This window comes from Wolbachia endosymbiont (group A) of Limnophora tigrina (assembly GCF_964263225.1).
Taxonomy (GTDB): Bacteria; Pseudomonadota; Alphaproteobacteria; order Rickettsiales; family Anaplasmataceae; genus Wolbachia.
Genome location: NZ_OZ181654.1, coordinates 1241165 through 1266778, shown reverse-complemented (window position 1 = coordinate 1266778; position 25614 = coordinate 1241165). Strand labels below are relative to the sequence as shown.

Below are 25614 nucleotides of genomic sequence, written 5' to 3'. Positions count from 1 at the left end.
GACTTAAAAGTGTAAGTTAAGTTACTGCCCTATCTTCAATTACATGACGAAAATGTCTGATTAGCCCTTGCACTGGCCAAGCTGCAGCATCGCCAAGCGCACAAATTGTATGTCCTTCTATTTGAGTTGTAAGGTCAAGTAGCTTATCTACTTCACCAGGTTTAATATTTCCTGCTACCATTCTTCTCATAATTCTCCACATCCATCCAGTACCTTCACGACATGGTGTACATTGCCCACAGGACTCATGCATATAGAAATGTGATAATCTTTCTATTGCAGCTATTATGTCAGTTGATTTATCCATCACTATCACAGCAGCAGTACCAAGCCCTGATTGTACAGCTCTCAATGAATCAAAATCCATTTCAATAGTATCGCATATAGATTTTGGAATTAATGGTACTGAAGACCCACCAGGTATTACAGCAAGTAAGTTATCCCAACCTCCTCGCACTCCACCTGCATATTTTTCAATTAATTCACGTAGTGAAATTCCTAGCTCTTCTTCAACATTACATGGATTATTTACATGCCCTGAAATACAAAAGACCTTAGTGCCAGTATTATTTGGTTTACCAAGAGATGCAAACCACTCTCCTCCGCGATTTAGGATATCTGGAACCATAGATATAGTTTCAACGTTGTTTATTGTAGTGGGGCAGCCAAAAAGTCCAACACCTGCGGGAAATGGAGGTTTCATGCGAGGAAAGCCCTTTTTTCCTTCAATGGATTCGAGTTGAGCTGTTTCTTCCCCACATATGTAAGCTCCTGCACCCCTATGGATAAACACATCAAGATCATAACCTGACTTGCAGGCATTTTTTCCAATTAAGTTTTCTTTATAGGCTTCCTCAAGTGCTTTTTTTAGAACTAAATGTTCATTATAAAATTCACCCCTGATATAAATATACGCAGCTGATGCGCTGATCGCTCTGCCAGCCAGAAGAATTCCCTCAAGTAGCTTGTGTGGCTCATATCGTAATATGTTTCTGTCTTTACATGTACCAGGTTCTGACTCATCTGCATTGACTACTAAATATGCTTTTGGAGGATTTTTAGGCATAAAGCTCCACTTAAGGCCAGTAGAAAATCCTGCACCCCCTCGACCTCTCAAGCCAGATTTCTTTACTTCATCAATGATTTTTTCTGATCCTAAATCCAGTAATTCCTTTGTTTTTTGCCAACTACCACGTTTTTTTGCACCCTCAAGTAGTGGTGTTTCTTTACCATTTAAGTTTGTGAATATTTTGTCCTGTTCTTTTAGCATGCTTTTAAGATTCTAAGTGATCCCGACGCGATTCGAACGCGTGACCCACTGATTAAAAGTCAGTTGCTCTACCGGCTGAGCTACGGGATCATTTTATTTTTCAGCTATACTAAACAGTAATATAGTTTTTATCCATTTTAATCAAACTAAAATTTTCATGTGTGGTTAAATAAATTATATAATGTACTGTATTAGTGATAATTTAATTAAAAATTTTTGAAGGAAAACTTCTTGTTAATTCAAAGATTCATTTGGTAAAGCTGACGTACAACTCTAAAAAGATAGAGAATTATACATAAATGCAGAATTTGTGCACTATTTAGCAATAGCCTCACAAATAAATATTTCTTGCATTTCAGCCTGAGTGATTTATGCTTTAAGCAAAAGTTGGGGGCATAGCTCAGCTGGTAGAGCATCTGTTTTGCACGCAGAAGGTCAGCGGTTCGATCCCGCTTGCCTCCACCAATCCACAAACAAGAAAAGGGCGGTTAGCTCAGTTGGTAGAGCATCTCGTTTACACCGAGGGGGTCGGCACTGTCATCGCCCATTAAATGGAGAGTTTTTAGCCAAAATTTAAAATACAAAAATACACTAAAAACTAATCAAATAAACACGGTATCTCACTGTCAATATTTACCCATAAAAACTCTATATTTTACATAATCTATTAAGAATACTCTCTATTTCTCTACAATATAGGGTATTTTTCAACAATTTAGATAGAGTAAACAAGTCAATAAAAGAATTTAATTTGACAGTAGAGAGAGGTTTGTTTTGAAAAATATTTTAGATTGAGAAAAATTAGTGCTAAGTTGCAAAAATCTTTTTTTAACAGTATACTGTAATAACACTAAGGTACTAGTAGTGACAGGGATTACACAAGAAAAATACTCATCAAAAACTCTAGCATCAGAACTGCAAAATCTTCCAGAACCTAGAGCAAGTCTTAATTCAGCTTATGAAAGCAGTGATATTGATGAGAATATTATTTTAGAACTTCCACTCAATAATTTGCTTTGTCTATTAGAAGCTCCTAAAGATGGCAACGAAGGAAGAAATGCTCGGTCAGGGTATCAAACATGCATAGATTTTATAAGAACTCATTATATTGTAAACGAGCAAGAAATAAACTCTAAAAGTATAGCTCTTTTCATAATAGTCCAAACGAGGTAAAATAAGGTTTTATAGTAGTGAAGGTAAGGATGCCAGCAGCATATAGTTATAAAAAAAGCAATGGAAGCACTAGAAGAAGGAGAAAGCAGGGAAACGGTGGCAGCAAGATTTAAAATTGGAAGAACTACGTTATGGGAGTGGCAGCAAAGAAGAAAAGAAACAGGAGATTTTCAGTCAAAAAAACTTGGAAATGGAGGTTATAATCACAAAATTACTGACTGGAATAAATTTACTGAATTTGCTAAAAAATATGGTGGTATCGGAAATGGCTAAGCTTTGGAGCAATGTTAGTATCCCAACGATCCATCGAGCTCTTAAAAAAATTGGACTCACACGCAAAAAAAGACATATGGATACAAAGAAAGAAACGAAGAAAAACGCGCTGAATTTTTGAAAATTATAGCAACAAAAGAACCTCAAAACTTAGTTTATATAGATGAGTCTGGACACCGAGTTATGGATATTGCCAGAAGGGACAGAGGTTTTATGCTCTAAAATCTGGTAAAAAAATTCAACGAATCAGTATGATTGCAGCCTTAAACGGCAGAAAAATAGTTGTTCCGTTAACATTTGAAGGCCACTGTAATATGGATATCTTTAATAAATGGTTTGAGCAGTTTCTGACACCGATTTTGAAACCTGGACAAACTGTTATCCTTGATAATGCTACTTTTCATAAGTCTAATAAGATTTGCTAAAGGAGTTGGCGCAGAAATTTTATATCTACCGCCTTATTCTCCCGATTTTAACACTCACTTTTACCCACAATTTTGAGAGGTCATGATGTGAAGCATAACTATGCTCTCCTTAAGATTTTCATAGCCCCGCCATAGAGTCATAGCCCCTGGTAAATTATCACTTTTTCTATTCATAAATCCACCTAATTTTCCTAACCAAATAATAGCTTGTTTTATGTTTGGAGGTTCTTCTGGCAATGTAGCTACTTTATGCTCACGTATGAAAAGGGCCTTCCACTCTTCGTTGCTTAAAATTTTAGTACAGGTTTCCATGGGATTTGATAAAGCGACTTTTGTTAAATATAAAATTTTAAATGCAATAATGCTCTTTATAGCAATTAATTTCTGTAGCCTTTCCTTTGTAGTTAAACGAGAGCTTTCTATTTTACATCCTGATTTTAAAACCCTGAAATACTCCTCAATTTTCCATCTTAGCTTATACCAATTTATCCTTTCTATAGCATCTAAAGTGCTATTAACTGGTACATTAGTCAGCAAAGTCCAATCAATAGCTTCCAATCCTTCAGGAGGATTTGTTTCTTTTGCACTTACCACATATACAGGGATTTTATCACTTATTTTATGCACTGTGTCTTTTGATCCATAAATTGAAGAAGATCTGATAGGTATATAGCCTTTCATATACTTAACTTCAATATTAGCTTTCCTTGATCTTTGGTTTCCACCTTTATTAACTTCTAGAGAAATTTTCTTCTTTACTGGCAGTTGAGTGATGCGTGTTTGCAAATCTGTTTTTCCAATTTCAGTACAGATAAATCTTCTATTAGTTCGATTACGGATTACATAAAAACTACCTAATGTCTCAGTGATCCATAAAAATTTGAAGATATCTGCCTCTCTATCACCAAGGGTAACAAGTTGTACATTTGCAGGAAGGTTGTTTATGCTTTCTTTGAGAGCTGTTATCCACTTATAACTTTCTTTTTCTTCTATGGAGGTACGGTATTTCCTGTTTGCTTTTTCTTGTGACGTTTCTTTTTCCCTAATAGAACGTGCCCAACATTGTTGAGAAGATAGACCTAAAGGCAATCCGTCTTTGCTGACTATTAAGGCACTGTGCAACAGTAAACCCATTTTATGCTTCGTATAAGCTTTAGAAATACTACCTAGCCTCTTAGTTTTTATATGAGAGTCAAAATCCAAATAACTTGTATCTTGAACTGAAAAAACAAACTGATTTCCTTTCATTCTCTCCATAGTTTCTTTGTAATGGGAAGAATAAATTTCCTTATCCTTAAGCTTTTCATTGCTAAATAATCTGTATGCACCCTTAGCTTCTTTCCATCCACTACAGCTTTGATTAATTGATCCAGACGCCTTACCCTCTATACAATAGCCTGTTTTAATAAGTCTCTTATTAAGTCTTGTATCTCCTAAATTAACGTGTTTTAACTCTCTTTCCAGCCATTTATCCCCTAAGCCATCAGTATATTGCACATTTGTACTTACTTCACTCATTTTAATCCCAAATTTATTTGGTATCCATTTTACTCACTTTTTTATTTGTGGGTAAAAGTGAGATTTTAACAAAATTGAGCATTATTGGTTTGCTATAAAAAACAGAGCTAGTCCTCTATTCACATCTTTTCGTCATGCTGTTGATTCCGCTTTTCTATAAGCTTTTCGGACTATTATGAAAAGAGCTATAAATGGCTATTTATAATGAATTTTGTCAGTAACTGCCAGTTCTTTTCACTTGAGCGATGCAACAAAGCCCACTGGGATCCAGCCTGTTTTATCTTTTATCATAGAATGAGACGTTCAGCATATTCATCTTTTTCCATTACCATATCATAAACAATCATTCCATGGGAGCGCATAATTTCAGGTGTATGATCACGAATCAATTTATCAATCTTGAAATAATTTTCTTTATACTTCCTTTGACGGATATCAAAACTTTATTTGGTAAAATCAAACCGTGACTTTCGATTTAACCCAATTATACAATTTACTCATTTTACCATCTTGACCGAGCATTCCAGAGTTATTTTTATAAAAAGTGTCAACTATTAGCTTGATAGAGCCTATGGCAGCAGAAAATACGGGATTTTTATCATACTCGCCATCAAGGCCACTGAGAGACTCAGGGCATCCAATGCGGACTTGTTTGTTGAATATATAGCTTGCAATCTCTTTCATGCTTGTGAGTTGACTGGTTCCACCTGTGAGCACTACTTTATTGATTGGATCTTTTTGTTCTTGAAATTGTTCTCTTACCAGTTCAAATATCTCCTCAACTCTAGGTCTTATGATGTCAATAAGTTCGGACTTGGGTACTCGAGTCGGTTCATCATTTTCACTGTTTTGCAGTGTAATATATTCGTTCTCATCTATTGAAGTTACGACAGTGCTACCGTATAGTATTTTTATGCGTTCAGCATGCTCTATACTTGTGCATAGTCCATAAGCTATATCTCGAGTGATGTGAATGCCACCAATTGGAATGCTGCTTGTGTATATAAGCTTTCCTCTCTTAAAAATTCCAATTGCAGTACACCCACCCCCTATGTCAACAATGGCAGTTCCTAGCTCTTTTTCATCTTCACTTAGACAGGCAAGGCCTGCAGAATATGCGGAAGCAATACAACCAGCCATACTTATCCCGCTATTATTAGTTATACAATTTTCAATGTTGGTAAGCGCTGGACGCGAAGCAGTGACGACATTAACATCAGCAGATAGTCTTTTTCCGTACAATCCACCAACCTCTTTTATATCAGTCATGTCATCCAAGTGATATTTCAGTGGTATATTGTGAATGATAACATTTTCTTCGATATATTTCTCAAACGTCTGAAAGACTACACGTTTTATATCTCGGTCTGAAATTTCGTGATTAGCTGCAATAATTTCGTTATATACGTTAAAAGATGAGACTCCACATCCGGCTACATTCACATATATCTGGTCTATAGTCTCTTCTGATACTTGCTCAGCTAAACCTATAGTTGATGAAATAGAGTAACTTGCATGCTTTGCATCAGTTATTGATCCACCGCTTATACCTTCTGCACTTTTATAACCCGTTCCTATTATTTTATAGCTGAAGTTGCTATTGATCTTAACAATGAGACAGATAATTTTTGTTGTACCTACGTCTAAAACGGCAAAAACATTTCGCTTTGGTTTTATTATTACTGCAGAGTACATTAGTTGACCTTATGACACAATTCCATTCAAATTGTAGCTTCCTTTAATAATTTATATTTCTATTAAAAATACAGCAACATTTTAATATACCCAAAATACTGTACAAAGGAAAAAATAAAACATAAAATTTTAATTTTATGTCTAAATTGCCAATTGTAATTGCCCCTGATGAAAGGTTAACTACACGTGCCAGTGAAGTAACAGATATAAACGATAAAATTAAAGAATTAGTAAACGACATGTTCGAAACTATGTACCATGAAGATGGTCTTGGCCTTGCTGCAGTGCAAATTGGAGTGATGAAGAGAGTTTTTGTCATGGACGTTCAGCCAGAGAAGGCTGAAGATGGGCCAGCAGGATATGAATCAACTGGCAAATTTTGCATGATTAATCCTGAAATTACAGAATTATCGGGTGAACAAGTAATTCTCAAAGAAGGGTGCCTTTCAATTCCAGAGCAAAGCCATGAAATTAAGCGTCCAAAATATTTAACTGTGAAATATAAAAATTTAAATCACGAAGAACAGACGCTAAAAGCTAGTGGTTGGCTTGCAAGGTGTATTCAGCATGAGTTAGATCATTTAAATGGTATATTATACGTTAGACATTTGTCTAAATTGAAGTACGATATGGCTATGAAAAAAGCTCAAAAGGTTAAGAGGCACTATGAACAATGAAGATCTAGAATTGTTGAAGTTCTATCATGAAGTGGGTGTTGACTGCACGCTAACTGAAGGTGAAGAGGAAAAAAAAGTGGAAAATGAGAGAGCTGCACAGTCTTCTGTCATCGAGCAGAAAAAAGCCATGTTCCCAAGTGACTGGATCATTGAAGCAAGGAAGCTTGCAAGTGAATGTGGTAGTGTAGATGAACTAAGAAGTGCAGTTAAGTCATTTGAGGGTTGTGAAATAAAAAAAACTGCAACTAATACTGTTTTTTCTGATGGTAATCCGAATGCAAAAATCATGCTTATTGGTGAAGCACCAGGAGCAAATGAAGACCTGAAAGGCATACCATTTTGTGGTGCAAGCGGAATGCTGCTCGATAAGATGCTCGGTGCAATTAATCTGGACCGCACTAAGGTATATATAAGCAACACCGTGTTTTGGCGTCCACCAGGTAATAGAAAACCAACTGATCTAGAGCTTGATATGTGCAGACCATTTGTTGAGAAGCATATTGCTCTTGTTTTACCGCAGATTCTAATTTTAGTTGGAGGAATTGCATGTTATAGCCTTCTTGATAACACAAAGACTATATCGAACTTGCGTGGCAAATTTCATACTTATACTAACCAATATTTATCTCATGCAATTACCACAGCCGCTATATTTCATCCAGCCTATCTACTTCGTCAACCAGCACAAAAACGCTTAGCTTGGGAAGATTTAAAGAAGATTAGAGAATATCTTGATAATACCAATAACCACACGGACGTTTAGCTCACTACTCGTTGTCATCCCAGTGCCGGCTAATTGCATTAAATATTGAAAAATTTACTAAACAGAGAAAAAGGCAAAAGAAAATCTATCAGCTACTACCTATTTTTTTTAATTGGCGTTTTTCATTTTATTAAATGCTTTGATAAGCGCATTTTAGCTTATGTGGGTAAAAGTTTTATAAAGACATAGAGTGTACATAGTGCAAAAAATTAAACATCAAGTATATTGAGCTTTTTGTCGTTTTATCTGCACAGACTGAAGATAAATAATATATCTTCACCCTTATTTTAAGGAGAATGGCGGAGTCCGTCAAGTAACTCTTGCCGTTGCTATAGCTGCTTGAGTTCCTGTAATCACAATGTTGGTGCAATGCACGCATGGAATTTTATTTACTCTATAATATGTTGGTTTATAGTAGTACTAATGCAGAAATAAAGGGAGGAGACATTGGAAAGCAATATAAAAAAATTGAAAGGAAATTTTTTAGAACAAGCAATTAGAGTAAATCATGCTGGCGAATATGGAGCCATTTGCATTTATTCCGGTCAAAAATTTATTCTTAAAAAATCTTCCATAATTGACAAAATAATTGAAATGGAGGAGCAGGAAAAAAAACATTTCCACTATTTTAATGAGAAAATCAAGGAGCAAAGAGTTCGTCCTACTGTTTTGTTGCCAGTTTGGGGTGCTTTAGGGGTATCACTTGGTGTTGTAACTGCCATGATGGGTAAAAAAGCCGCTATGGCTTGCACTGCTGCAGTTGAAGAAGTGATCGGAGAGCACTACAAGGAGCAAGTCTTACATTTAGAAGATGGGGAATTAAGAGAAACTATAAGTAAATTTCGCGATGAGGAATTAGAGCACAGAGATATTGCAATTCAGCACAATGCCGAAAGCGCACTTGGCTACAACGTTTTATCTTTGTTCATAAAAACAAGCTGCAAAGCTGCTATTTACCTCTCTAAATTGATTTAATCAATCACTATTTGACAACCAACCACATTTGCCTTTAGTTCTTGTGCTAATTGCTGCCCCATATCCTCTACTACAATCGAATGCGTATGAATGTTTATAATTAATTTCTTAATTATTATCCTAAAAATACATTAATTTAATTCCCTATTAGAGTTTTCTTGTTGTTGTAAACATGTTTGCATAAGACTAGTAGATGGAACGTTTTTAATAGTCTGAGTTAACTCCTCAGGAATATTTTCAAAACTCTTGCCCATAACTTCTAAAATACTTTTCCCCTGTATAAGACAATTCCCTCCAAAGCTTGATTTGTTTTCTAACTTGCTAAACCTTATTTTGCTTTTCTCATCAATTTCTACTACCATTTTGTTACCATCTTTCCGTAGATAAATACTAATCTCTCCTATTTTAGTAGTAAAAAATATTTCAATACCACCTTTTAAGATATCTGTGTAATTTCTTTTTCCATCTTCTGTAATTTCAACTTTTACTATACTTTCCTCAATCTGAAATATGCCAACTTCTAAATCCTTAGCTTTTTCATTATTTAAAGTTCTCGCAGTTTCAACAATACTACCTTGTGGATACTTAATATAAAAATATTTATTATCTACTTCTACTTCAAGATCATATTTATCAATTTGCTTGTTATTTTCTTTCACAATACCTTCATATGCTAGACCCTCTAGCATTTTTTTCTTACTCTTACATTGTTCGTTAAGATCATTTAAATAATTAGAGCCGTAATATCCGCCTTCAATATCGCTATAAAAAGATAATCCTTTTTCTACCCCACCTTTTAACACTAAATTACGAGTGATCTTTTGTATGATATTTTTTGTAGTTGAATTGTGTGGATTTGCATGAAAGCGATTAATTAATTCTTCCATTTTTTCAAATATAAAATTTGTTACAGTCTTATTATCCTTACCGTAATATGAGTTTAATCTTATTCCTTGATTTAAATAACCCTCTATTATGCGTTCCATGTACTTTAAAACGCTTTCTTGCTCATCGTGTTCTGTTATACCTTTTATCATCTCATCACAAAATTTTTTAACTAGAATTTGTTCATCTGTAGTCAATGGTATTTGCAATTTCGTAGAAGATGAGTCTCGCTCAAAAAGATAAATTATTGACAATTCTTCTGCTCTTTTAATAAAGTCATAACTTCTTAGATATTCTGCAACATCTTTGTTTTTTGCGTACCTTTTCTTGATTAAATCCATATGCCTATCTTTACGACTTATAGTCGGTAATTTTGGATTTGATGAACTACTCTGTTGACTATTGAAGAAGCTGTTAGAGAACTGTTCAGGCTCTAAAATAAGATTACTTTCACCTTGTTTACCTACTTGCTTAGACATATTATATACCATAACCACTAAAACTTTTTAGTGATTACTTCAATACATAGATAAGTCAATAAAAATATCTTTTTCTCTTCAGTGCTAAAAAATTGTCAAAAATCTCAAAATTGGTTAATTGCATATAACCTACTTTCTGGTATACATCAAAACTACCGTAGAAAGCTTCAACTTTGAAAGGGATTAACAAATAAAATTCTTGTACTTTGCCTCTACTAAAGTACAATCAGGCTTTATTTAATATTTTTCATGCTTGATGAAGTACATGAGGAGTGCGGGGTATTTGGCATAAGTTATAACCAAAGTGCTGCTTTTAACTCTATACTTGCTCTCCACGCTTTGCAGCATAGAGGTCAAGAGTCTTTTGGCGTAGTAACCAGTAACAACGATAAGCTGCACTCTTATCACTTTCAAGGCCAAGTGAGCAGTGTATTTGATGATATAGATGAAATAAAGAAATCCTTACCTGGGGATTGTGCAATAGGTCATGTTCGATACTCAACAAGTGGTAGTAAATTTGGAGTGCAGCCCATGTTTGGCAAAAGTGGCAAATTTGGGGATTTTGCCATAGCACATAATGGTAATTTAATTAATATTTCTCCGATACGCGAACAATTAATTAAACAAGAGTGCGTTTTTCAGTCAGATATTGATACAGAAGTAGTAGTGCATCTGACAGCAAGCAGTGAAAAAGATAGCTTTTTAGAGAGTTTTATATATGCATTAAAGCAAATACAAGGTGCTTATTCTTTTGTGGCAATCAATCAAGAAGTAGTTATTGGAGTACGTGATCCATCTGGAATCAGGCCTCTTGTTTTAGGAAAGTTAAACGGTTCTTACGTTCTTGCATCTGAAACTTGTGCTCTTGATATAATAAATGCAGAGTTTATTAGAGAAATAGAACCAGGCGAATTAGTTACCATCAGTTCGGATAGTAAGCTAGCCTCAATGTTTCCTTTCCCACAGCAAAAATCAAGTTTTTGTATTTTTGAATACGTTTACTTCTCGAGACCAGACAGCATAATGGAGAAGAGGTCCATATATGATATAAGAAAAGAAATAGGAAGAATACTTGCAGAAGAGAGCCCACCAAAAAACAATGTAGATATGGTTGTACCAATACCTGATTCTGGAATACCTGCAGCTATTGGATATGCAAAGCATTCAGGATTACCTATGGAACTGGGGATAATTCGTAATCATTACATAGGAAGAACTTTTATACAACCCACCGCTGAAGTACGTAAAGTTAGAATAAAATTAAAATTCAATGCTAATAAGCACACTTTGAAAGGCAAAAACATAATTTTAATAGATGATAGTATAGTGCGTGGTAGTACGCTCAGAAATATAATAGTTATGCTAAAGGATGCAGAAGTAAAAGAGATTCACCTCAAAATTTCAAGTCCACCAATTAAGCACTCTTGTTTTTATGGAATAGATACACCAGATTGCAAAGATTTAATTGCTGCGACTCAATCTATAGAAGAGATAAAGGAAAGTATAGGAGTAGATAGCTTAGCCTTTTTGAGTATTGATGGGCTATACAGAGCTGTTAAAGCAGAAAAACGTAACAATGCTACACCGCAATATTGTGATGCTTGTTTCACTGGTGACTACCCAATTGGTAAGTAATCTATTATTAATGAAGGTGAGGTTTTTTCTATGTTATATTAACAGTTTTAAAAATAGATTTTTTGCATAACCATATAGTTTTTGCCTGGGCGTCATTTGAGTGAAAACTACTTTACAAATTTCGTCATTCCCTTTACTATGATACTAAGAGTATTTATCCTTATTTTTGACCTGCAGGCTCAATCACAAAATCAGTAAAAAACTCAAATATTTATTGGCAAATTACACAAAAATTATAGCGGCTTTTTTTATTTTTTCTACATTCAGCCAAAACGCGCTTGTTAGCACATTATTATAGCGCCAATTTACATTATAAAACTCGTCACACGGGGATTCTTCTGCCTTTTTTCTTCGTTTGGTAAATTTCTTAATATTTATAGCTAAAGCTTCAGGCTAGCACTTGATGCTGGAATCCAGAAATCTTTTGAGCACAAAAGTTATGCTAGGTTTTTGTTGGTAAGAAAGGCTGGATCCCAGTGGGCTTTGTTGCATCGCTCAAGTGAAAAGAACTGGCAGTTACTGACAAAATTCATTATAAAACAGCCATTTAACTGTTGAAGAAAAAATATGCCACAAAAAATGAGAGTCAGTAACTGCCATAAATATAACAAATTTCTCCAAGAAAGAGGAAGCATTTTTTGTTATATCAATGACGCCATAGAAAATTGGTACGAGAATTGTCCAAAAATGCAGGGTGGCAACTATATTTATAGTGATAAAGTTGTGATTTTAGTGCATATAATCGTCAGTTTCTTTAGAATTGGTTTAAGACAAACAGTCGGGTTCATAAAAGGGTATTTGCAACAAAGCCCACTGGGATCCAGCTTTCATTAGAAACGTTGATTACTTTTATGCTAATAATTTTACTACTCTGCTGAACGGATACAATTGAATATAGTATAGTCTTCTGTTCTGACGAGAATAGTTTTATTCCATCCATCAAAAAATGCTAAATTGAGGTATGTATCACCCTTATAGGGCTTGTGAATTTCAGTTATAATAAATTCTGAGATTAGGTTATGCTCTAAAAAAAGGTGTGCTATTTGTGCCCCACCAATCACAAAGACTTGAGAACTACTTTGAATTGACAGAAATTCTTGCATGGAAGAGACAACAGTACATTTTGGACCTCTATTAAAACACTTGTTACGGGAGAAAACAATAGGTGTACGATTCTTTAGTATGCTTTGAGGCACGGTTTCAAATGTCTTTCTTCCCATCACAATAATTTGTTTGTCGGTCACTTGACAAAAATGTTTAAACTCACTTGGATAACGCCAGGGCAAATCATTATTTATTCCAATTACCCCATTAGGGTCAACAGCCATAATTCCAATAATCTTCATCCCTGTAAGGCAGCTTGGGCTACAAAAAATCTCATGTGGTCACGTACATTATGCACTCTAAGGAAATCAACCTTATTGTGCAGTATAGCAGATGTAGCAATTGTTTCTAAATCTCTATTAGAGGCAGGCTCTGTGGAAAAAGAAGAAATAAATGACTTTCTAGAATGGCCAACTAAAACCTTGCAGCCAAAATTTTGTAAAGTTTCTATACTGCGTAAAATCTGAATATTCTGATACATAGATTTGCCAAAACCAATACCAGGATCAATAATTATTGAATTTTCATCAAAACCAAGGTCAAGTAACCTATTAATGCTCTTCTCTGCCCAATTATTTATGATATCAATTGGGTCAGTGTCATGTGGAATAATATTGTCCTTATGTGGTGGTATCGAAAGTGAATGCATAATAACGACACTACACCCACTGCTAGCAACTTCTTTTAAGGTATTACTACTCAGATCTCCCTTCTGATCATTTACCCAGGCAATATTGTAGTGCTTCAAAACGTTTAAAATAATGTCTGGCCAAAAACTATCAATGCTGACTTCAATATCACCATTTTTCATATAGTCGCTAAGATTATCAAGTACTGGTTTTAGACGTTCATACTCTTCCTCTGGCGTCTTTATTGAAGCTCCAGGCCTTGTTGATTGAGCTCCAAGATCAACTATGCTTGCACCATCTGATACCAGCTGCAATGCCTGCTTGGTTGCTCGATTCGCATCATAATAAAGACCACCATCTGAAAATGAATCAGGGGTAATATTGACGATACCCATAAGCTTTGGTGAAAGCGTAAAACTCTTTGAAAAACAGTCTTGAACATTGAAAGCAAAGGTTTTGTTAACCATTGCCATCAAGTGGAGCAAAAATGGTCTGTGTACCAATTCTGGATGAGGAATTTTAAGGTCAGGTGTATCAAGCGTTAGATCATCCCATAACAAAATATCTAAATCAATAACACGAGGTGCCCATTTTTCATAGACTTGTGGACGACCAATGTCACATTCAATTTGTTTTAAGCCTTTTAGTAGCTCCTCAGGAGAAGAAGAACAACTTCCATAGACAATCATGTTAAGAAATGGCTTATTCCACTCAGGTGGAGCACCATTTGGTAAAATAGCCTCAGTTTCTAGAATGATCGAAGACTTTAAGCCTTTTAAATAGCGCTTCTTTAGTAACTCAGTAGCTCTTTGTAAATGGGAAAGGCGATTCCCTATATTTGATCCAATAGAAATATAGATCATTCTTGCAATTCATTACAGTAAGTAAAAAAAACGCCCCCATGCACACCAGGAACTGGTGGTGCGATTTTGTGAGTAGTCACCCTGACAGAAGAAATAATATGCTTCTTTCGCAGCAAAAGGTTATTAATGGCTCTGTATATCTCATGAGTTAAATGCTCGATTAAATTAAATTGCTTGCCCTGAACAAGAGATTGAATATTTTGCACTACTTCCAAATAGCAGATAGTATCTTTAAGTTGATCAGTTGTAAGCCCTGAAGGAGGAGATTTAAAAGTGAAATCAACGTCAATACTCACCAATTGGGGAGAAGACTTCTCTTCTGCACTACATCCCAAATGAACCCAAAGCCGTAAATCAGATATAAGAAGATTACATGCTACCACTGAATTTAGTATCTACTTATAATTAATGACAAACATCAACATTCATCATGCCATCAAGAAAACCCCATAAGAGTTTTGCTCCTTTTTCAGCGCCTTGCATAACTTTCTCTTGTTCTTCTTCGTTTAAATCTGCAATAAGGTTTGCACATTCTTCAGAATGCCACTCATCAGCTTCCATATGAACGGTAAAAAATTTGAGAGAACGCTCATCATTTATTGAATAGTGTTTTTTCAGACCTTCAATTTTAGACTTAGAAACCTCTGGAGTTTGACGTTCATAAGCGTACAGAGCTCCAAGACCTGCTGCAAAATCTGATTTTACAATGTCAAAATAACCATCAACTAATTCTCGTGTCTCCTTAATTTGTGCATTTTCACAAAGTTCTGAACGTGCTACTCCCAGTCCTTCAGCAAAACGCTGCCATAATTCTGGGTGATTCTCGTCGCCTTGTTCTTCCTCTATTAAATTACCAAGTAAAACTTGCCGCATTTTCAAATTCGGACACAAGGAATGTATACCGCTGATATAACGAGGAAAAGCAGCAACATGGTGATAATATTCCTTAGCGTAGGTTTGCAGAGCCTGCAGGCTTAAGCCACCTTCATTCCATGACTCGTAAAATGGGTGTTTTAATAAGTGTAAACTATCTAATTGATTATTAAGTAATTGAACAAATGTCATAAATAAACAGTAAATTGTTTTAGGCTACGTTTAGGTTTATCAAATGTCAAGAGGCATTTCTCACTACTACTTTAATTCCAATAAATATAAAGATAGATACGCTATAAGTTAATTTTTTAGTAAAATTGATTTTTTCTAAAATTTCATGTATTATTAAATCAATATAGTGAAAAACGCAAAATGAAAGTAACAGAAGAAAATACAATAAAAATTAGGGAAGAGTTCGTAGAAGTTCAAAATGGAATGCGAATTCAAAAGATCGTGATGTCAAACTCGAAGAGCAGTGCAGATAGCAGAAAGAAAAAGCATATAGTTTACTTTCCAGGGCTTACATATACTTTTGAAAAAGAGCCAGATGAAGACAAAAGTGAATGGAATTGGGCAGCTGAAGCAGGTATGGATGTTCACCTTATTAATTTTCCTGGTTCTGGAAAAAGCAAAGGCCATTCTTTAAACGGTCGAAATCGAGTAAATGCAGGAATTGGAGTCATTTCAGATCTTCTAAAGCAAGGCATTCACCCAGACAATATAGTACTGTATGGAAGCTGTGCTGGAGGACCAATAGCTGCGGAGGTTTATAAAAAGTTTAAAAAAGATGACAATATTCATTTAAGATGCATTATCAATAAATCCTTTAGCTCATTCAAAAAACTTGTAGTGAAATTACTACACATATCAAAACCTAAATGGCTATTTCCTCCTATAATAAAATTCATACTCAAATGCTTTGGTTGGCACTTTAAGCCACACACAATAGTAAACGACATTACTCCATACACAATTTGTTTTAACTTAGAGAACGATGGCTTTATTAGTAAGCAGGCAAATATAGGTACTAAAATTGCTGACATAGAAAAAAGTCATAGGAAAAAAAACTACCAAAAAAAAGAAACTTTTGAAGGTTTTGAGCAATATAAAGAGTTTTTTATGGAGCATGCCAACTTAGCTAAAATAAAAAACCTTGAACCTGAAGTTGGAATAATGAAAAAATGCTGGAATAAGTTTCTATCGTTACTACCTATTAAGGCAGATGATATTCACTTTTCTTCGATTACAGAATTGTGCTCATCAAGTGAACACAAATACAATCTTCCTGAGCTGATTTCACTCTTTTTAGAATTCACAGATAATTATTTTGAAAAGAAGGGCTCTCTCAATCAAGAGAAACAACCAGAGATAAAAACAGAAGCGATATGTGGAAAGAATAGTGAAAAAGAAATAGAGGAAAAGAAACAGTATTTTACCAATTTAAAGAATTATTCAATAAGTCAGAATATATCTAAAAAGCTAACATCTCTGCAAATATTGAAATAAGTGTTTCTTTTGTGATTAAAAAAACATTGCATCTAGAGTATCTGCCATAAGTGATAATTTTGTGCTTTCATCATAGAGATTGTTTTCACTAGCTAATAATTTCTCACTAATTTGTGGATAAAGTTTAGAAACGTACTTCTCATAGCATTCATCTAGGCATTCTTGGTCTGTCCGTTTTGTTTTGTAGGAATGGCATTTCTGCTGACATTGATTATATCTAAATTCAATCCCTTTCTCTTTGTTTGATGCTTGTTGTTCCATAATATTCTTCAATTTAAATAATATTAATATTAGCATACAAATATGAACATTATGTTAATATCATTACTTTTTAGGTATGCATGGCAAATTTATGGCTGGAAACAGTTTTTGGTTATTTCCTACACTTTCTTTATAAAAATCACAGGCGCCTGTGATTAGCTAAAGTAAAGGTCAAGTATCTGGAATTCTGGACATAAAATCCTCCTGTATAAATTAGAAAAAAATGCAGCGCACATATGACAGACGTGTGTATACGCTGAAAAAGATACGCTACGTTTTTTATTGAAAAGTTAATTGAAAGTCTGCAGACAAAGATAAATTTTTGAGCTCTTAAAATATCTCTAATTGTCATTATAATCAGATTCAAAATACGCGGAAGTAATTTTTTTTGACAATAGATTTCTTTCATAACCAGGCGTCATCCCAGCTGAGATCCAATAAGAAAACCGCGCTGGAACTTTTGAATTCCAGTTATGCAAGGAATCTAATATCATGGAGTTTTCAAACACTAACAACCAAGTACTTTAATAAGGCAAAAAGCTTATCTAAGAGAGTAGGCCTTGCAATTGTATCAATAGTGGTGGGATTGGTAGGACTCGAACCTACGACCAATTCGTTATGAGCGAACTGCTCTAACCGACTGAGCTACAATCCCTTTTATCAACACCTATAATACACGCAAAAGGAAATTTGTCTACTCGCTTATTTCACTATCAACCCAACTGTGTAAATCATTTATTGCGCCAATTTTGCGTGCAATTTCCTTACCATCTTGAAATATGATTAAAGTAGGTATAGATTGAACTCCATACTTACTTGGCACCTCAGTTTCTCCATCTATGTCAAACTTACAGATTTTGATCTTGTCTTTTCTATCCTTGGCTAACTGCTCGATACGTGGCATCAGACTTTTGCATGGTCCACACCATTCTGCCCAAAAATCTACCAGCACAAATCCTTTGTGGTTAGCAACTTCAGATTCGAAATTTTGATCATTTACCGCTTTAATATCATCACTCATAAAATACCTAAATTTTTATAAATATAGCGTATCAATTAACAGCTGATCAACTAAATTTTTCTGGATTCAAGTGAAGTGATTACATATGATGATTAAAGATATCTACACTCCCCCAACCCATTGAATCTAGCTCAATACGAGTAGGAAGAAATTCAAAGCACTTTTCGGCTAATTCTTTTCTATTTTCACGTTCTAGCATTAAATCTAGCTTTTCCTTTATTTTATGGAGATATAAAACATCAGATGCAGCATAACTTTTTTGCTTGTCTGTTAAATTTTCATTTCCCCAATCAGAAGATTGTTGTTGCTTATTTAATTTTATATCAAGTAGTTCTAAGCACAACTCTTTTAAGCTATGATTATCTGTGTAGGTGCGAACTAAACGTGAGGCTATTTTCGTGCAATAGCAAGGCAGTGCCCAAGTTTGCAGGTAGTAATGTATTATACTCACATCAAATCGCGCAAAGTGAAATATTTTGGTTATATTTTTATCCTCTAATATTTTTCTCAAATTTGGAGCTGTATAATCGTTTTTGAATTGAACTAAGTGAGCGTTGCCATCATTGAAAGAGAGCTGAACAAGGCATAATCTATCTCTGCTATGCAGTAGCCCCATTGCCTCTGTATCAACAGCTATAGATTTTATATCATTCGGTATTGCACTGGCTGGCAGGTCGTCCTTATATATAAATATTCTCATAAATTTAATATGTTTTATGACACATACAATAATCAAAAATGAGTTTTAAGTATACGAAAAGATCATAGAAAATTGGCTCTCATGATTTTCATGCATGTAGGGTTTACAAATTGTAATATGTACCTATAATTAGAAGTAGAATCTAAGCAGAATTTAACTGCGGGAGTAGCTCAGTTGGTAGAGCGCAACCTTGCCAAGGTTGAGGTCGAGGGTTCGAACCCCTTCTCCCGCTCCAAGATCATTCCATAAAAAAATTGCTTTGCTTATCCAACTAATTCAGCTATACTAAAAGTAGCTAAAAGCTTTTTAGAAAATTATTATTTAGGAGGATTATATGGACAACAAGACTAAACCAATGTTATTTGCCTTAGGTATAGCTACATCAATAGGAGCACTTACAGGCTTAGCGCTCAGTTTTACAACTCTATCACCATTGGTAATGGGTGGAATTGTTGCTGCGATTCCGGCAGCCTTACTTGCATGTAAATTTATTTATAATGAAAAATTTTCCAAAGAAAGTTTTTTTATTGGTGCTTGTTCATGTGCTGCAAGCTTTGCAACTGGAGTTGGTCTTGCTGCAGCTACAACTGCTGTTTTCCCTGGTGCAATGCTTGGAATGGGATCGGCAGCTTTAGCAGGTGCGGTGATAGCACCCATAGAAGTAATCGCATGGCTCCTTGTAACATTTGGTATTATTGAACCAATAGCTGAAAAAGTGAATGAGTATATTATATCACCTATAGTTGAGCGTTTTTCTTCAAAAGAGGAAGAGTGCGATCTACCTGCAAAATAATCAATTGACGTTAGCATTTAGTTTTCTTTATAATTTCCTTTGTGAAAGAAGAAAGATGCTTATTTGTAACGATAGCTGGTTTGCCAAATGCTGGAAAGTCAACGCTGATTAACAGCATCGTAGGCAAGAAAATTGCTATTGTCACCCCTAAAGTGCAGACAACAAGGACGCAGGTAAGGGGTGTTGCTATATGCAACAATGCGCAAATTGTTTTTACTGACTCTCCAGGAGTGTTTTCAGCAGAAACAAATCTTGAAAAAGCTTTAGTCAAATCTGCATGGGGAGCAGTTAAGGATAGTGACATTACTTTGTTGCTTGTTGATGTAAACAATTACCTAAAAAATATAGAAAGAATAAAAACGATATTTGCACGACTAGAGCGCACAAAAGGCAGATGCATTTTGATTATCAATAAAACTGATTTAGTAAAGAAATCAGAGCTCAAGATGGCACATGAGCACCTAAATTTGCTTTATAAGTTTGAAAAAATTTTTACGATCTCGGCACTGAAGAATGATGGACTTTCTGATCTGACTAGTTACTTGTCTAAAATTGCACCGATAGGCCCTTGGTTTTATGAAAAAGATCAAATAACTGATTCCTCAGCTGATTTTTTATCAGCGGAAATTACGAGAGAAAAGTTATTCTTGAACCTACGTGAAGAATTGCCATACTCTACAGCTGTTATAACTGAACAATTTGAGGAAAAAAAAGATAAGAGTTTAGTCATAAAACAGATCATATTTGTATTGAAAGATAATCATAAGAAAATAGTGCTAGGAAAAGACGGCAGTAGCATAAAAAAAATTAATATCGAGGCGCGTACAGAATTGGAAAAGTTATTTGAGTGTAAAGTTCATCTCTTTTTGTTCGTAAAAGTGCGACCTTGGACTGATCGCCCTGAGGAATATATAAGTAATGCTTAATTCTTTGTTAGTATTTGATATTGAAACTATACCAGATGTAAATTCCTGCAAGAATTTACTAAATATTAGTGATGATAGCAGTGTAGAAGAAAAGAGGAACGCATTAACAAAATATCATCTTGAAATAACAAACGGGCAAAACTCTTTTCTGCGTCAGCCCTTCCACCTTGTTGTAGTCATTAGTTTTTTACTTTGTAATATAACACGCCAGAGCGGTTATGAAATGTTCACACTACAAGAAATAAGATCTGGAGGCACAGTAAACTCCAATGAAAAAGAGCTAGTAAAGGGATTTTTTAACTACATATCAGAGAAAAAGCCAAGACTAGTTTCGTTCAATGGACGCACTTTTGATATACCGGTACTGAAGTACCGTGCTATGGTTCATGGCATTCAAGCAGAATATTTTCACAAAGCTGGCGATAAGTGGAATAGTTACAATCAGAGGTACAGTAGTGATTGGCATTGTGATTTGCTTGAATCTCTCTCTGATTTTGGAGCTTCTGCAAGAATGAAGATGAACGAAGTTTGCGCAGCATTTAATCTTCCCGGTAAGATTGGAGTTGATGGTTCACAAGTTATGGACTTATATGATAGTGGCAAAATACAAGAGATTCGCGATTATTGTGAAACAGATGTGATTAACACTTATTTGATTTATTTGAGGTTTATGCATCATCAAGGAAGAATTACTACAGAAAGCTATAATAAGAGCATAGAAGAACTGCTTTTAGAATGCGAAAAAAAAGAACACCTAAAGAAATTTAAAGAAGAATGGAAAATAACTTCTGGTGAAAATTTTTATATTGAATTTAAATGAATAGATGCTACAGAGCAATCTAATGATTGCTCTGTATAGTAGTTATAAACTCCTTGTAGTAGAAAAGACATTTTGATGTGCCCTTTGCTTAACTTCTGCTTGTTCAAGCTTAGAAAAATTTTCTAAGTTTTTATCTTGGTATTCCTTTTTTACTTTCTCGAAAAAATTTTGTCCACTAAGAATATAATTACCTAAATTAGCAGCATAATATTGAGCATTACCTAAAACTGCACAGTTAATTCGACTTAATATTCTCGAAGGGTAATAAAAGAGAGAAACGTTATTGTTTGATTGGAAGTCATTCTCATCCATTATTTTAATGGCTTCATGATAACCATCCATTTGATGAACAAAATATCCTTCAGGTACTGATATTCTCAATTGTGCACCTACATGAGCATAACCACAAATACCAGGTGATACCGCTGGTACTGGGTCTTGTCTATGTTGAGTTACTCTAATGGTTTTTTCTTGAAGAACATCATTATAAAATTCACTAGCAGTAAGATCAAAAACTCGTGGATCACCAAAAGTTGCAACATGAACATCTTCAGCTCCTTCTGTTTTATTGAGGCATAAAGCAGCTATCTTAGCAATAGCTCCTCCCATACTGTGACCTGTGAGATTGATTTTAAAATCTTTGATTTCTGATTCTTGTTTTTCAGCATAAGATTTCAAAATGCCATAAAGATTAGACCATGAATCCGTAAATGAATTATAAAAACCACGATGAATTCTTCCACCTTCTGGTAAAAATTCTGAAGTAGTAAAAAGTACATTTGCATCAGTGATTCCATCATTGAGGCCACGAGTACCGTGGTAAGCTACCGTTATTTCTTTACCTTTTATGAAAACATGACCAGCATCTTCCTCAAAACTATTACTAAATGGAATGATTTCATAACCTTCGCTGATAAGTTCAGCTCTAGTTTTATACATTTTTTCAGTAGATGGAATAATTTCAAAATCTTCTGCAGTTTCAAATTCAGTTTTGTATACTCCTTGAGCTAGGTTATTACATCTTTTTTTACTTAATTTATCATCATCATCGCCATAGCTTATCTTGCAGAAATTACCCATTTCTAATAATTTCTCTCTATCAAATCCTGCAATTTTTACAATACTTTCATCTATTTTATAGTCAGAAGGTAAAGAACATGGCTCATTTGGATCAGCACGATTTATAAATTCATAATCTTCAATGATCTCAAATTCATCGTCATATTCTTTCATCTCGTATTTGCCATCATCTACTGAAATAGAATCTGGCTGTTCAGTATTACCTGGCTCTGAGCCTGTAGCAGCACCTGTAGTGCTAAACCAATTGCGTAAAAAACTAAAATCCATAAGTACCCCAATCTGTCAAAAATAAAACAATAATCTACCAACTGTAATACAAATTAATATTATTGTCAACAATTTATATTAATAATTTAATCTTTTCATGCTTTTACTTTGAGTAAATTTTACTTCCATAGAATAAGTATAGAGTTATAATACACTAACAAGCAAACCTCTGTACTAAATTTTGGTTAATATACACGTTGAGCGTATTAAGAAAGTTGCTTTTAAAGTATTGCATTTTACTTTTATTTTCGCTATAAGGTTGCTTTAAGTTGGATTTTCAACACCTTTATACTATTTATGTTATGATTTTAAAATTTTTTGGGGGCACTTCATGAAAAAATCTATTTATACTAGAACTGCTCTAGCTTCTCTATTGACTTTATGTTCTTTCAGTGGCTTTGCTGCTGACTTTTCTGACGAGAGTATGAAGGAAGTAAAAAAGCAAGAGAGTAACGAGTCAATCAAAACTTCTGGAAAGATGGAAGTGATGAAGACGTCAAATAAGAAACTAAAAGAAAAAATGGACAGGATATGTAATGCTGATCCAAGAAAAAAAGCCGAGGAGCTTAAGAAAAAAGAAGAACTAAGATTAGCAGCTGAGCAGAAGAAAAAAGAGGAGTTAAAATTAGCAGCTGAACAAAAGAAGAAAAAAGAAGAGTTAAAATTAGTAGCAAAACAAAAGAAAAAAGATGAAATTAGGCTAGCAAAAGAGAAAAAAGCAAAGCTTATAGAGGATTCAAAGGCGAAAGCTCTAAGCACTAAAAATTCTAATGTAGAAAAGTCAAAAATTAAGGGTTCTAAAACTAAGAATGCTAAAATTGAAGCTAAAGATATAAAAAAGGATGTAAAAGTTGTTAACAGCAATACAGAGGAAAAAGGTAAGGCAAGTCCTGTTGTTTCAGTTGGTGGTATTGATATTATCAATACCAATCAAGGGGATGGTTTAAGAATAACTTTCGGTGGCGTTGTTGATTCTCAAGGTTATGGTAACCATGGGCTAAGTGGCTATAACCATTATAATGTTATGCCAGGTAAATCTACAGATTATTTTAACAATACTCCAGATAGTATAAAAGGAGCAAATCCAATATTTCCTAAAGGGATAGGGAATATTGGTGATTACAGTGAAAACATGGGCATGATTTCAGATGCAATATTGCACTTAAGAGCTGAAAATAAAAATGAGGATATTGGTCTTCGTTATGGTGCTAATGTGCAATTTCATGTTCCAGTGACTGAAGGTAAAGGAGCATCACAAGGCGTGAATGCTGCAAGAGGTAGAAGTGCACATGTGTTTTTGAATTCAAAATATGGTGATCTGAAACTTGGCTATCAGTTTGGTCCTGAGTCTCTGATGAGACTTGATGCAACAAGAATTGCAACTGTTGATGGAGCTGCAGATAGTGATTGGTTCAGAAAAGTAAACTTAGAAGGAAGTGCTGCAAACTTCCCATTTTACGTAACACCACGTCTTTACACTGAAAGCTTCTCGAGCGAGAGCGAAAAACTCTCCTTCCGTATGGCAGGAAAATACAACAAAGACGTTATGACCACATTGCCGTTTAGAGCTGCTTACTACTCACCAAATTATATGGGTGCAAGATTTGGTCTTAGCTACTCACCTCGCTATGATAGTGGTTTATCCGTTGTAAAAGAAATAGATTCAGTTCTTTCTAAAAATGCTCAAAAGCAAGATGAGGTAAAGCATAAGGAAACGTTAAGACATGTTGGACCAGATTACGAGCATATAATAAGTGCTGGTGCGTCATATGAATATGACTTTAGTAAACATAATGTAAAAGTTAAAACTTCCGTAGTTGGTGAGTTTGGCTTGGCAAAAGAGCCAAGTAAAGATAAGCATCTTTATAATGAGTTCATAGAATACAATAATCTGGCAGGCATTAATTTGGGTGCAAGCGCTGATTATAAGATTGATGAAGATCAAGGTGTAAAATTTGCTGCCTCTTTTGCATATTTGGGTAAGTCTGGTCAACCTAAGAGTATCAAGGAACTCGACCTTGCTTCAAAAGAGTATAAAGAGACTACTGATATTGCTAGAAAAAATGGCTTAAAGCAATTTAATGACAAGGACACCATGTATTGGACTGCAGGTGCTGGTTATCAATATGATAATATCTACACAAGCTTGACATACTTTGGTAGCAGAATGAGCGACAAAGATATGCTTCATGATGTTGCACTTGGTGTTCAGTATGATCTATCTTCTTGCAATAAGAGCAAGTTTGTTCCTTATGCAGCCTTACATTATTTTATGACTGATGAACAAGGTGCGCTGAAAGATAAAAATAATGCTGATGTACCTTCTAACCAAGGAATTCTTCTACTAACTGGTGTGAAGTTTTCTTTCTAGTTATTTAACAATACACACCACAGCTTGAATGTGGTGTGTGTTTTCACTATGCACTTTCAAAATGTTGAAAAAATTTCCAATATATGATATAATAGCTAAAACTAGGAAGTAATAATCTAATGAGTATAACAGTAAATCTTGATGGGGAATTTGAGAAGATAGTGCAGTCTCATTCCGTATTGCAAAATCGTTCTGTACCGCAACAAATCGAGCATTGGGCTAAGATTGGTCAGATTGTTGAAGATAACCCTGAGCTAAGCTATAATATTATCAAAGAAATCCTTTCAGGCATTGAGGATATCAAGTCAGGTAATGTTGAGGAGTATAAGTCCACAAAATTTTGAAGATTCTTCTCACCAACACTTTTAAGCGGTCAATGAAGAAGCTGCACAATAATCAACTACCCAAACTTGAAGAAGCCATCAAACAAATTCAAGGTAACCCATATATTGGAGAGCTAAAGTCAGGCGATCTTGCAGGTGTTCGCGTGTATAAATTCTCTATTTTTAATCAACTGACATTATTAGCCTATATTCACAACGAACAAAATAACATATTAACACTTCTTGCATTTGCTCCACACGAAAATTTTTATAGAGATTTGAAAAAACAAGTGTAGCTAAATGCAGGTA

At 34.7% G+C, this 25614-nt stretch carries 25 protein-coding genes, 5 tRNA genes and 2 pseudogenes; 18 read left to right on the top strand and 14 right to left on the bottom strand.

Annotated elements, in window-relative coordinates:
• Window positions 1-16: 16 nt before the first annotated feature.
• A complete protein-coding gene (gene nuoF / locus ACE38P_RS05930; RefSeq protein WP_064085745.1) occupies window positions 17-1270 on the bottom strand; it encodes an NADH-quinone oxidoreductase subunit NuoF in 1254 nt (417 codons plus the stop codon).
• 17 nt (window positions 1271-1287) lie between these two features.
• Window positions 1288-1360, bottom strand: a tRNA-Lys gene (locus tag ACE38P_RS05925).
• Between the two features lie 299 nt (window positions 1361-1659).
• Between ACE38P_RS05925 and ACE38P_RS05920 the strand changes: the two genes are divergently transcribed.
• From ACE38P_RS05920 to ACE38P_RS05905, 4 genes and pseudogenes are all read left to right on the top strand, one after another.
• Window positions 1660-1735: transfer RNA gene (locus ACE38P_RS05920), tRNA-Ala, on the top strand.
• Between the two features lie 17 nt (window positions 1736-1752).
• Window positions 1753-1817: transfer RNA gene (locus ACE38P_RS05915), tRNA-Val, on the top strand.
• A 317-nt stretch (window positions 1818-2134) separates the two neighbouring features.
• Window positions 2135-2443, top strand: a complete 309-nt coding sequence (locus ACE38P_RS05910) for a hypothetical protein (protein ID WP_374699685.1) — start codon at window positions 2135-2137, stop codon at window positions 2441-2443.
• Window positions 2444-2472: 29 nt separating this feature from the next.
• Window positions 2473-3193: pseudogene (locus ACE38P_RS05905) on the top strand (IS630 family transposase); the annotation flags it as partial.
• An 8-nt stretch (window positions 3194-3201) separates the two neighbouring features.
• On the opposite strand, the gene ACE38P_RS05900 reads toward ACE38P_RS05905, so the two are convergent.
• Complete coding sequence (locus ACE38P_RS05900) at window positions 3202-4659, bottom strand: IS4 family transposase (protein WP_374699293.1); 1458 nt, start codon at window positions 4657-4659, stop codon at window positions 3202-3204.
• Between the two features lie 61 nt (window positions 4660-4720).
• Between ACE38P_RS05900 and ACE38P_RS05895 the strand changes: the two are divergent.
• Window positions 4721-4819 (top strand): annotated as a pseudogene (locus tag ACE38P_RS05895) (IS630 family transposase); the annotation flags it as partial.
• A 296-nt stretch (window positions 4820-5115) separates the two neighbouring features.
• Here ACE38P_RS05895 and ftsA read toward each other — a convergent pair.
• The gene (gene ftsA, locus ACE38P_RS05890) at window positions 5116-6354 is read right to left on the bottom strand and encodes a cell division protein FtsA (protein WP_010403853.1); all 1239 of its coding nucleotides are present in this window, start codon (window positions 6352-6354) and stop codon (window positions 5116-5118) included.
• Window positions 6355-6491: 137 nt separating this feature from the next.
• Between ftsA and def the strand changes: the two genes are divergently transcribed.
• From def to ACE38P_RS05875, 3 genes are all read left to right on the top strand, one after another.
• Window positions 6492-7031, top strand: coding sequence for a peptide deformylase (gene def, locus ACE38P_RS05885; protein ID WP_064085644.1), 540 nt, complete (start codon window positions 6492-6494; stop codon window positions 7029-7031).
• Window positions 7021-7794, top strand: a complete 774-nt coding sequence (locus ACE38P_RS05880) for a uracil-DNA glycosylase family protein (RefSeq protein ID WP_064085643.1) — start codon at window positions 7021-7023, stop codon at window positions 7792-7794. Before def ends, ACE38P_RS05880 begins: the two co-directional genes overlap by 11 nt.
• 447 nt (window positions 7795-8241) lie before the next feature.
• Complete coding sequence (locus tag ACE38P_RS05875) at window positions 8242-8769, top strand: demethoxyubiquinone hydroxylase family protein (RefSeq protein WP_007302313.1); 528 nt, start codon at window positions 8242-8244, stop codon at window positions 8767-8769.
• Between the two features lie 131 nt (window positions 8770-8900).
• Here the strand turns inward: ACE38P_RS05875 and ACE38P_RS05870 are convergent, their stop codons facing one another.
• Window positions 8901-10133, bottom strand: a complete 1233-nt coding sequence (locus tag ACE38P_RS05870; RefSeq protein ID WP_374699684.1) for a hypothetical protein — start codon at window positions 10131-10133, stop codon at window positions 8901-8903.
• A gap of 249 nt (window positions 10134-10382) precedes the next feature.
• On the opposite strand from ACE38P_RS05870, the gene purF reads away from it, so the two are divergent.
• Both purF and ACE38P_RS05860 read left to right on the top strand, forming a co-directional pair.
• A complete protein-coding gene (gene purF / locus ACE38P_RS05865) occupies window positions 10383-11768 on the top strand; it encodes an amidophosphoribosyltransferase (RefSeq protein WP_264375095.1) in 1386 nt (461 codons plus the stop codon).
• Window positions 11769-12335: 567 nt separating this feature from the next.
• Window positions 12336-12602 (top strand): transposase, encoded by a 267-nt coding sequence (locus ACE38P_RS05860; protein WP_265041902.1) that lies wholly within the window; start codon window positions 12336-12338, stop codon window positions 12600-12602.
• A 32-nt stretch (window positions 12603-12634) separates the two neighbouring features.
• Here the strand turns inward: ACE38P_RS05860 and ACE38P_RS05855 are convergent, their stop codons facing one another.
• From ACE38P_RS05855 to ACE38P_RS05840, 4 genes are read right to left on the bottom strand one after another with little or no spacing between them, the layout of a single operon-like run.
• Window positions 12635-13114: a dihydrofolate reductase gene (locus tag ACE38P_RS05855; RefSeq protein WP_064085991.1), complete on the bottom strand. Its 480-nt coding sequence runs from the start codon at window positions 13112-13114 to the stop codon at window positions 12635-12637.
• Window positions 13111-14364 carry a dihydropteroate synthase gene (gene folP / locus ACE38P_RS05850; protein WP_374699683.1) on the bottom strand — a complete coding sequence of 418 codons (1254 nt, stop codon included), beginning with the start codon at window positions 14362-14364 and terminating at the stop codon, window positions 13111-13113. Before folP ends, ACE38P_RS05855 begins: the two co-directional genes overlap by 4 nt.
• Window positions 14361-14747 carry a dihydroneopterin aldolase gene (locus ACE38P_RS05845; RefSeq protein ID WP_052264775.1) on the bottom strand — a complete coding sequence of 129 codons (387 nt, stop codon included), beginning with the start codon at window positions 14745-14747 and terminating at the stop codon, window positions 14361-14363. Before ACE38P_RS05845 ends, folP begins: the two co-directional genes overlap by 4 nt.
• 22 nt (window positions 14748-14769) lie before the next feature.
• Entirely contained in the window at window positions 14770-15429 is a 660-nt protein-coding gene (locus tag ACE38P_RS05840; protein WP_353281585.1) for a CADD family putative folate metabolism protein, read from the bottom strand.
• A gap of 180 nt (window positions 15430-15609) precedes the next feature.
• On the opposite strand from ACE38P_RS05840, the gene ACE38P_RS05835 reads away from it, so the two are divergent.
• The gene (locus tag ACE38P_RS05835) at window positions 15610-16743 is read left to right on the top strand and encodes an alpha/beta hydrolase (RefSeq protein ID WP_353278617.1); all 1134 of its coding nucleotides are present in this window, start codon (window positions 15610-15612) and stop codon (window positions 16741-16743) included.
• 15 nt (window positions 16744-16758) lie between these two features.
• Here ACE38P_RS05835 and ACE38P_RS05830 read toward each other — a convergent pair whose 3' ends face one another.
• From ACE38P_RS05830 to ACE38P_RS05815, 4 genes are all read right to left on the bottom strand, one after another.
• Window positions 16759-17004, bottom strand: a complete 246-nt coding sequence (locus ACE38P_RS05830; protein WP_374699682.1) for a hypothetical protein — start codon at window positions 17002-17004, stop codon at window positions 16759-16761.
• Window positions 17005-17582: 578 nt separating this feature from the next.
• A tRNA-Ile gene (locus ACE38P_RS05825) sits at window positions 17583-17659 on the bottom strand.
• A 39-nt stretch (window positions 17660-17698) separates the two neighbouring features.
• Complete coding sequence (gene trxA, locus ACE38P_RS05820) at window positions 17699-18025, bottom strand: thioredoxin (RefSeq protein WP_064085368.1); 327 nt, start codon at window positions 18023-18025, stop codon at window positions 17699-17701.
• A gap of 79 nt (window positions 18026-18104) precedes the next feature.
• Window positions 18105-18725 carry a ribonuclease D gene (locus tag ACE38P_RS05815; RefSeq protein ID WP_007302121.1) on the bottom strand — a complete coding sequence of 207 codons (621 nt, stop codon included), beginning with the start codon at window positions 18723-18725 and terminating at the stop codon, window positions 18105-18107.
• Window positions 18726-18884: 159 nt separating this feature from the next.
• On the opposite strand from ACE38P_RS05815, the gene ACE38P_RS05810 reads away from it, so the two are divergent.
• From ACE38P_RS05810 to ACE38P_RS05795, 4 genes are all read left to right on the top strand, one after another.
• Window positions 18885-18960: transfer RNA gene (locus ACE38P_RS05810), tRNA-Gly, on the top strand.
• A 99-nt stretch (window positions 18961-19059) separates the two neighbouring features.
• Entirely contained in the window at window positions 19060-19518 is a 459-nt protein-coding gene (locus ACE38P_RS05805) for a hypothetical protein (RefSeq protein ID WP_374699681.1), read from the top strand.
• Between the two features lie 41 nt (window positions 19519-19559).
• Complete coding sequence (gene era, locus ACE38P_RS05800; protein ID WP_374699680.1) at window positions 19560-20444, top strand: GTPase Era; 885 nt, start codon at window positions 19560-19562, stop codon at window positions 20442-20444.
• Complete coding sequence (locus ACE38P_RS05795) at window positions 20437-21264, top strand: 3'-5' exonuclease (RefSeq protein WP_019236725.1); 828 nt, start codon at window positions 20437-20439, stop codon at window positions 21262-21264. The genes era and ACE38P_RS05795 overlap by 8 nt, the downstream gene beginning before the upstream one ends.
• Window positions 21265-21306: 42 nt before the next feature.
• On the opposite strand, the gene ACE38P_RS05790 is transcribed toward ACE38P_RS05795, so the two are convergent.
• A complete protein-coding gene (locus tag ACE38P_RS05790; RefSeq protein ID WP_264376031.1) occupies window positions 21307-22611 on the bottom strand; it encodes a lipase family protein in 1305 nt (434 codons plus the stop codon).
• A 331-nt stretch (window positions 22612-22942) separates the two neighbouring features.
• Here ACE38P_RS05790 and ACE38P_RS05785 point away from each other — a divergent pair, with 331 nt between their 5' ends.
• The 3 genes from ACE38P_RS05785 to ACE38P_RS05775 all read left to right on the top strand — a co-directional run bounded on the left by ACE38P_RS05785 (window position 22943) and on the right by ACE38P_RS05775 (window position 25601).
• On the top strand, window positions 22943-24982 hold the full coding sequence (locus tag ACE38P_RS05785; protein ID WP_374699679.1) for a porin: 2040 nt from the start codon (window positions 22943-22945) through the stop codon (window positions 24980-24982).
• Window positions 24983-25101: 119 nt separating this feature from the next.
• Window positions 25102-25326, top strand: coding sequence for a TA system antitoxin ParD family protein (locus ACE38P_RS05780; protein ID WP_127463811.1), 225 nt, complete (start codon window positions 25102-25104; stop codon window positions 25324-25326).
• Window positions 25323-25601, top strand: coding sequence for a type II toxin-antitoxin system RelE/ParE family toxin (locus ACE38P_RS05775; protein ID WP_127463812.1), 279 nt, complete (start codon window positions 25323-25325; stop codon window positions 25599-25601). The genes ACE38P_RS05780 and ACE38P_RS05775 overlap by 4 nt, the downstream gene beginning before the upstream one ends.
• The last annotated feature ends 13 nt before the right edge of the window (window positions 25602-25614 follow it).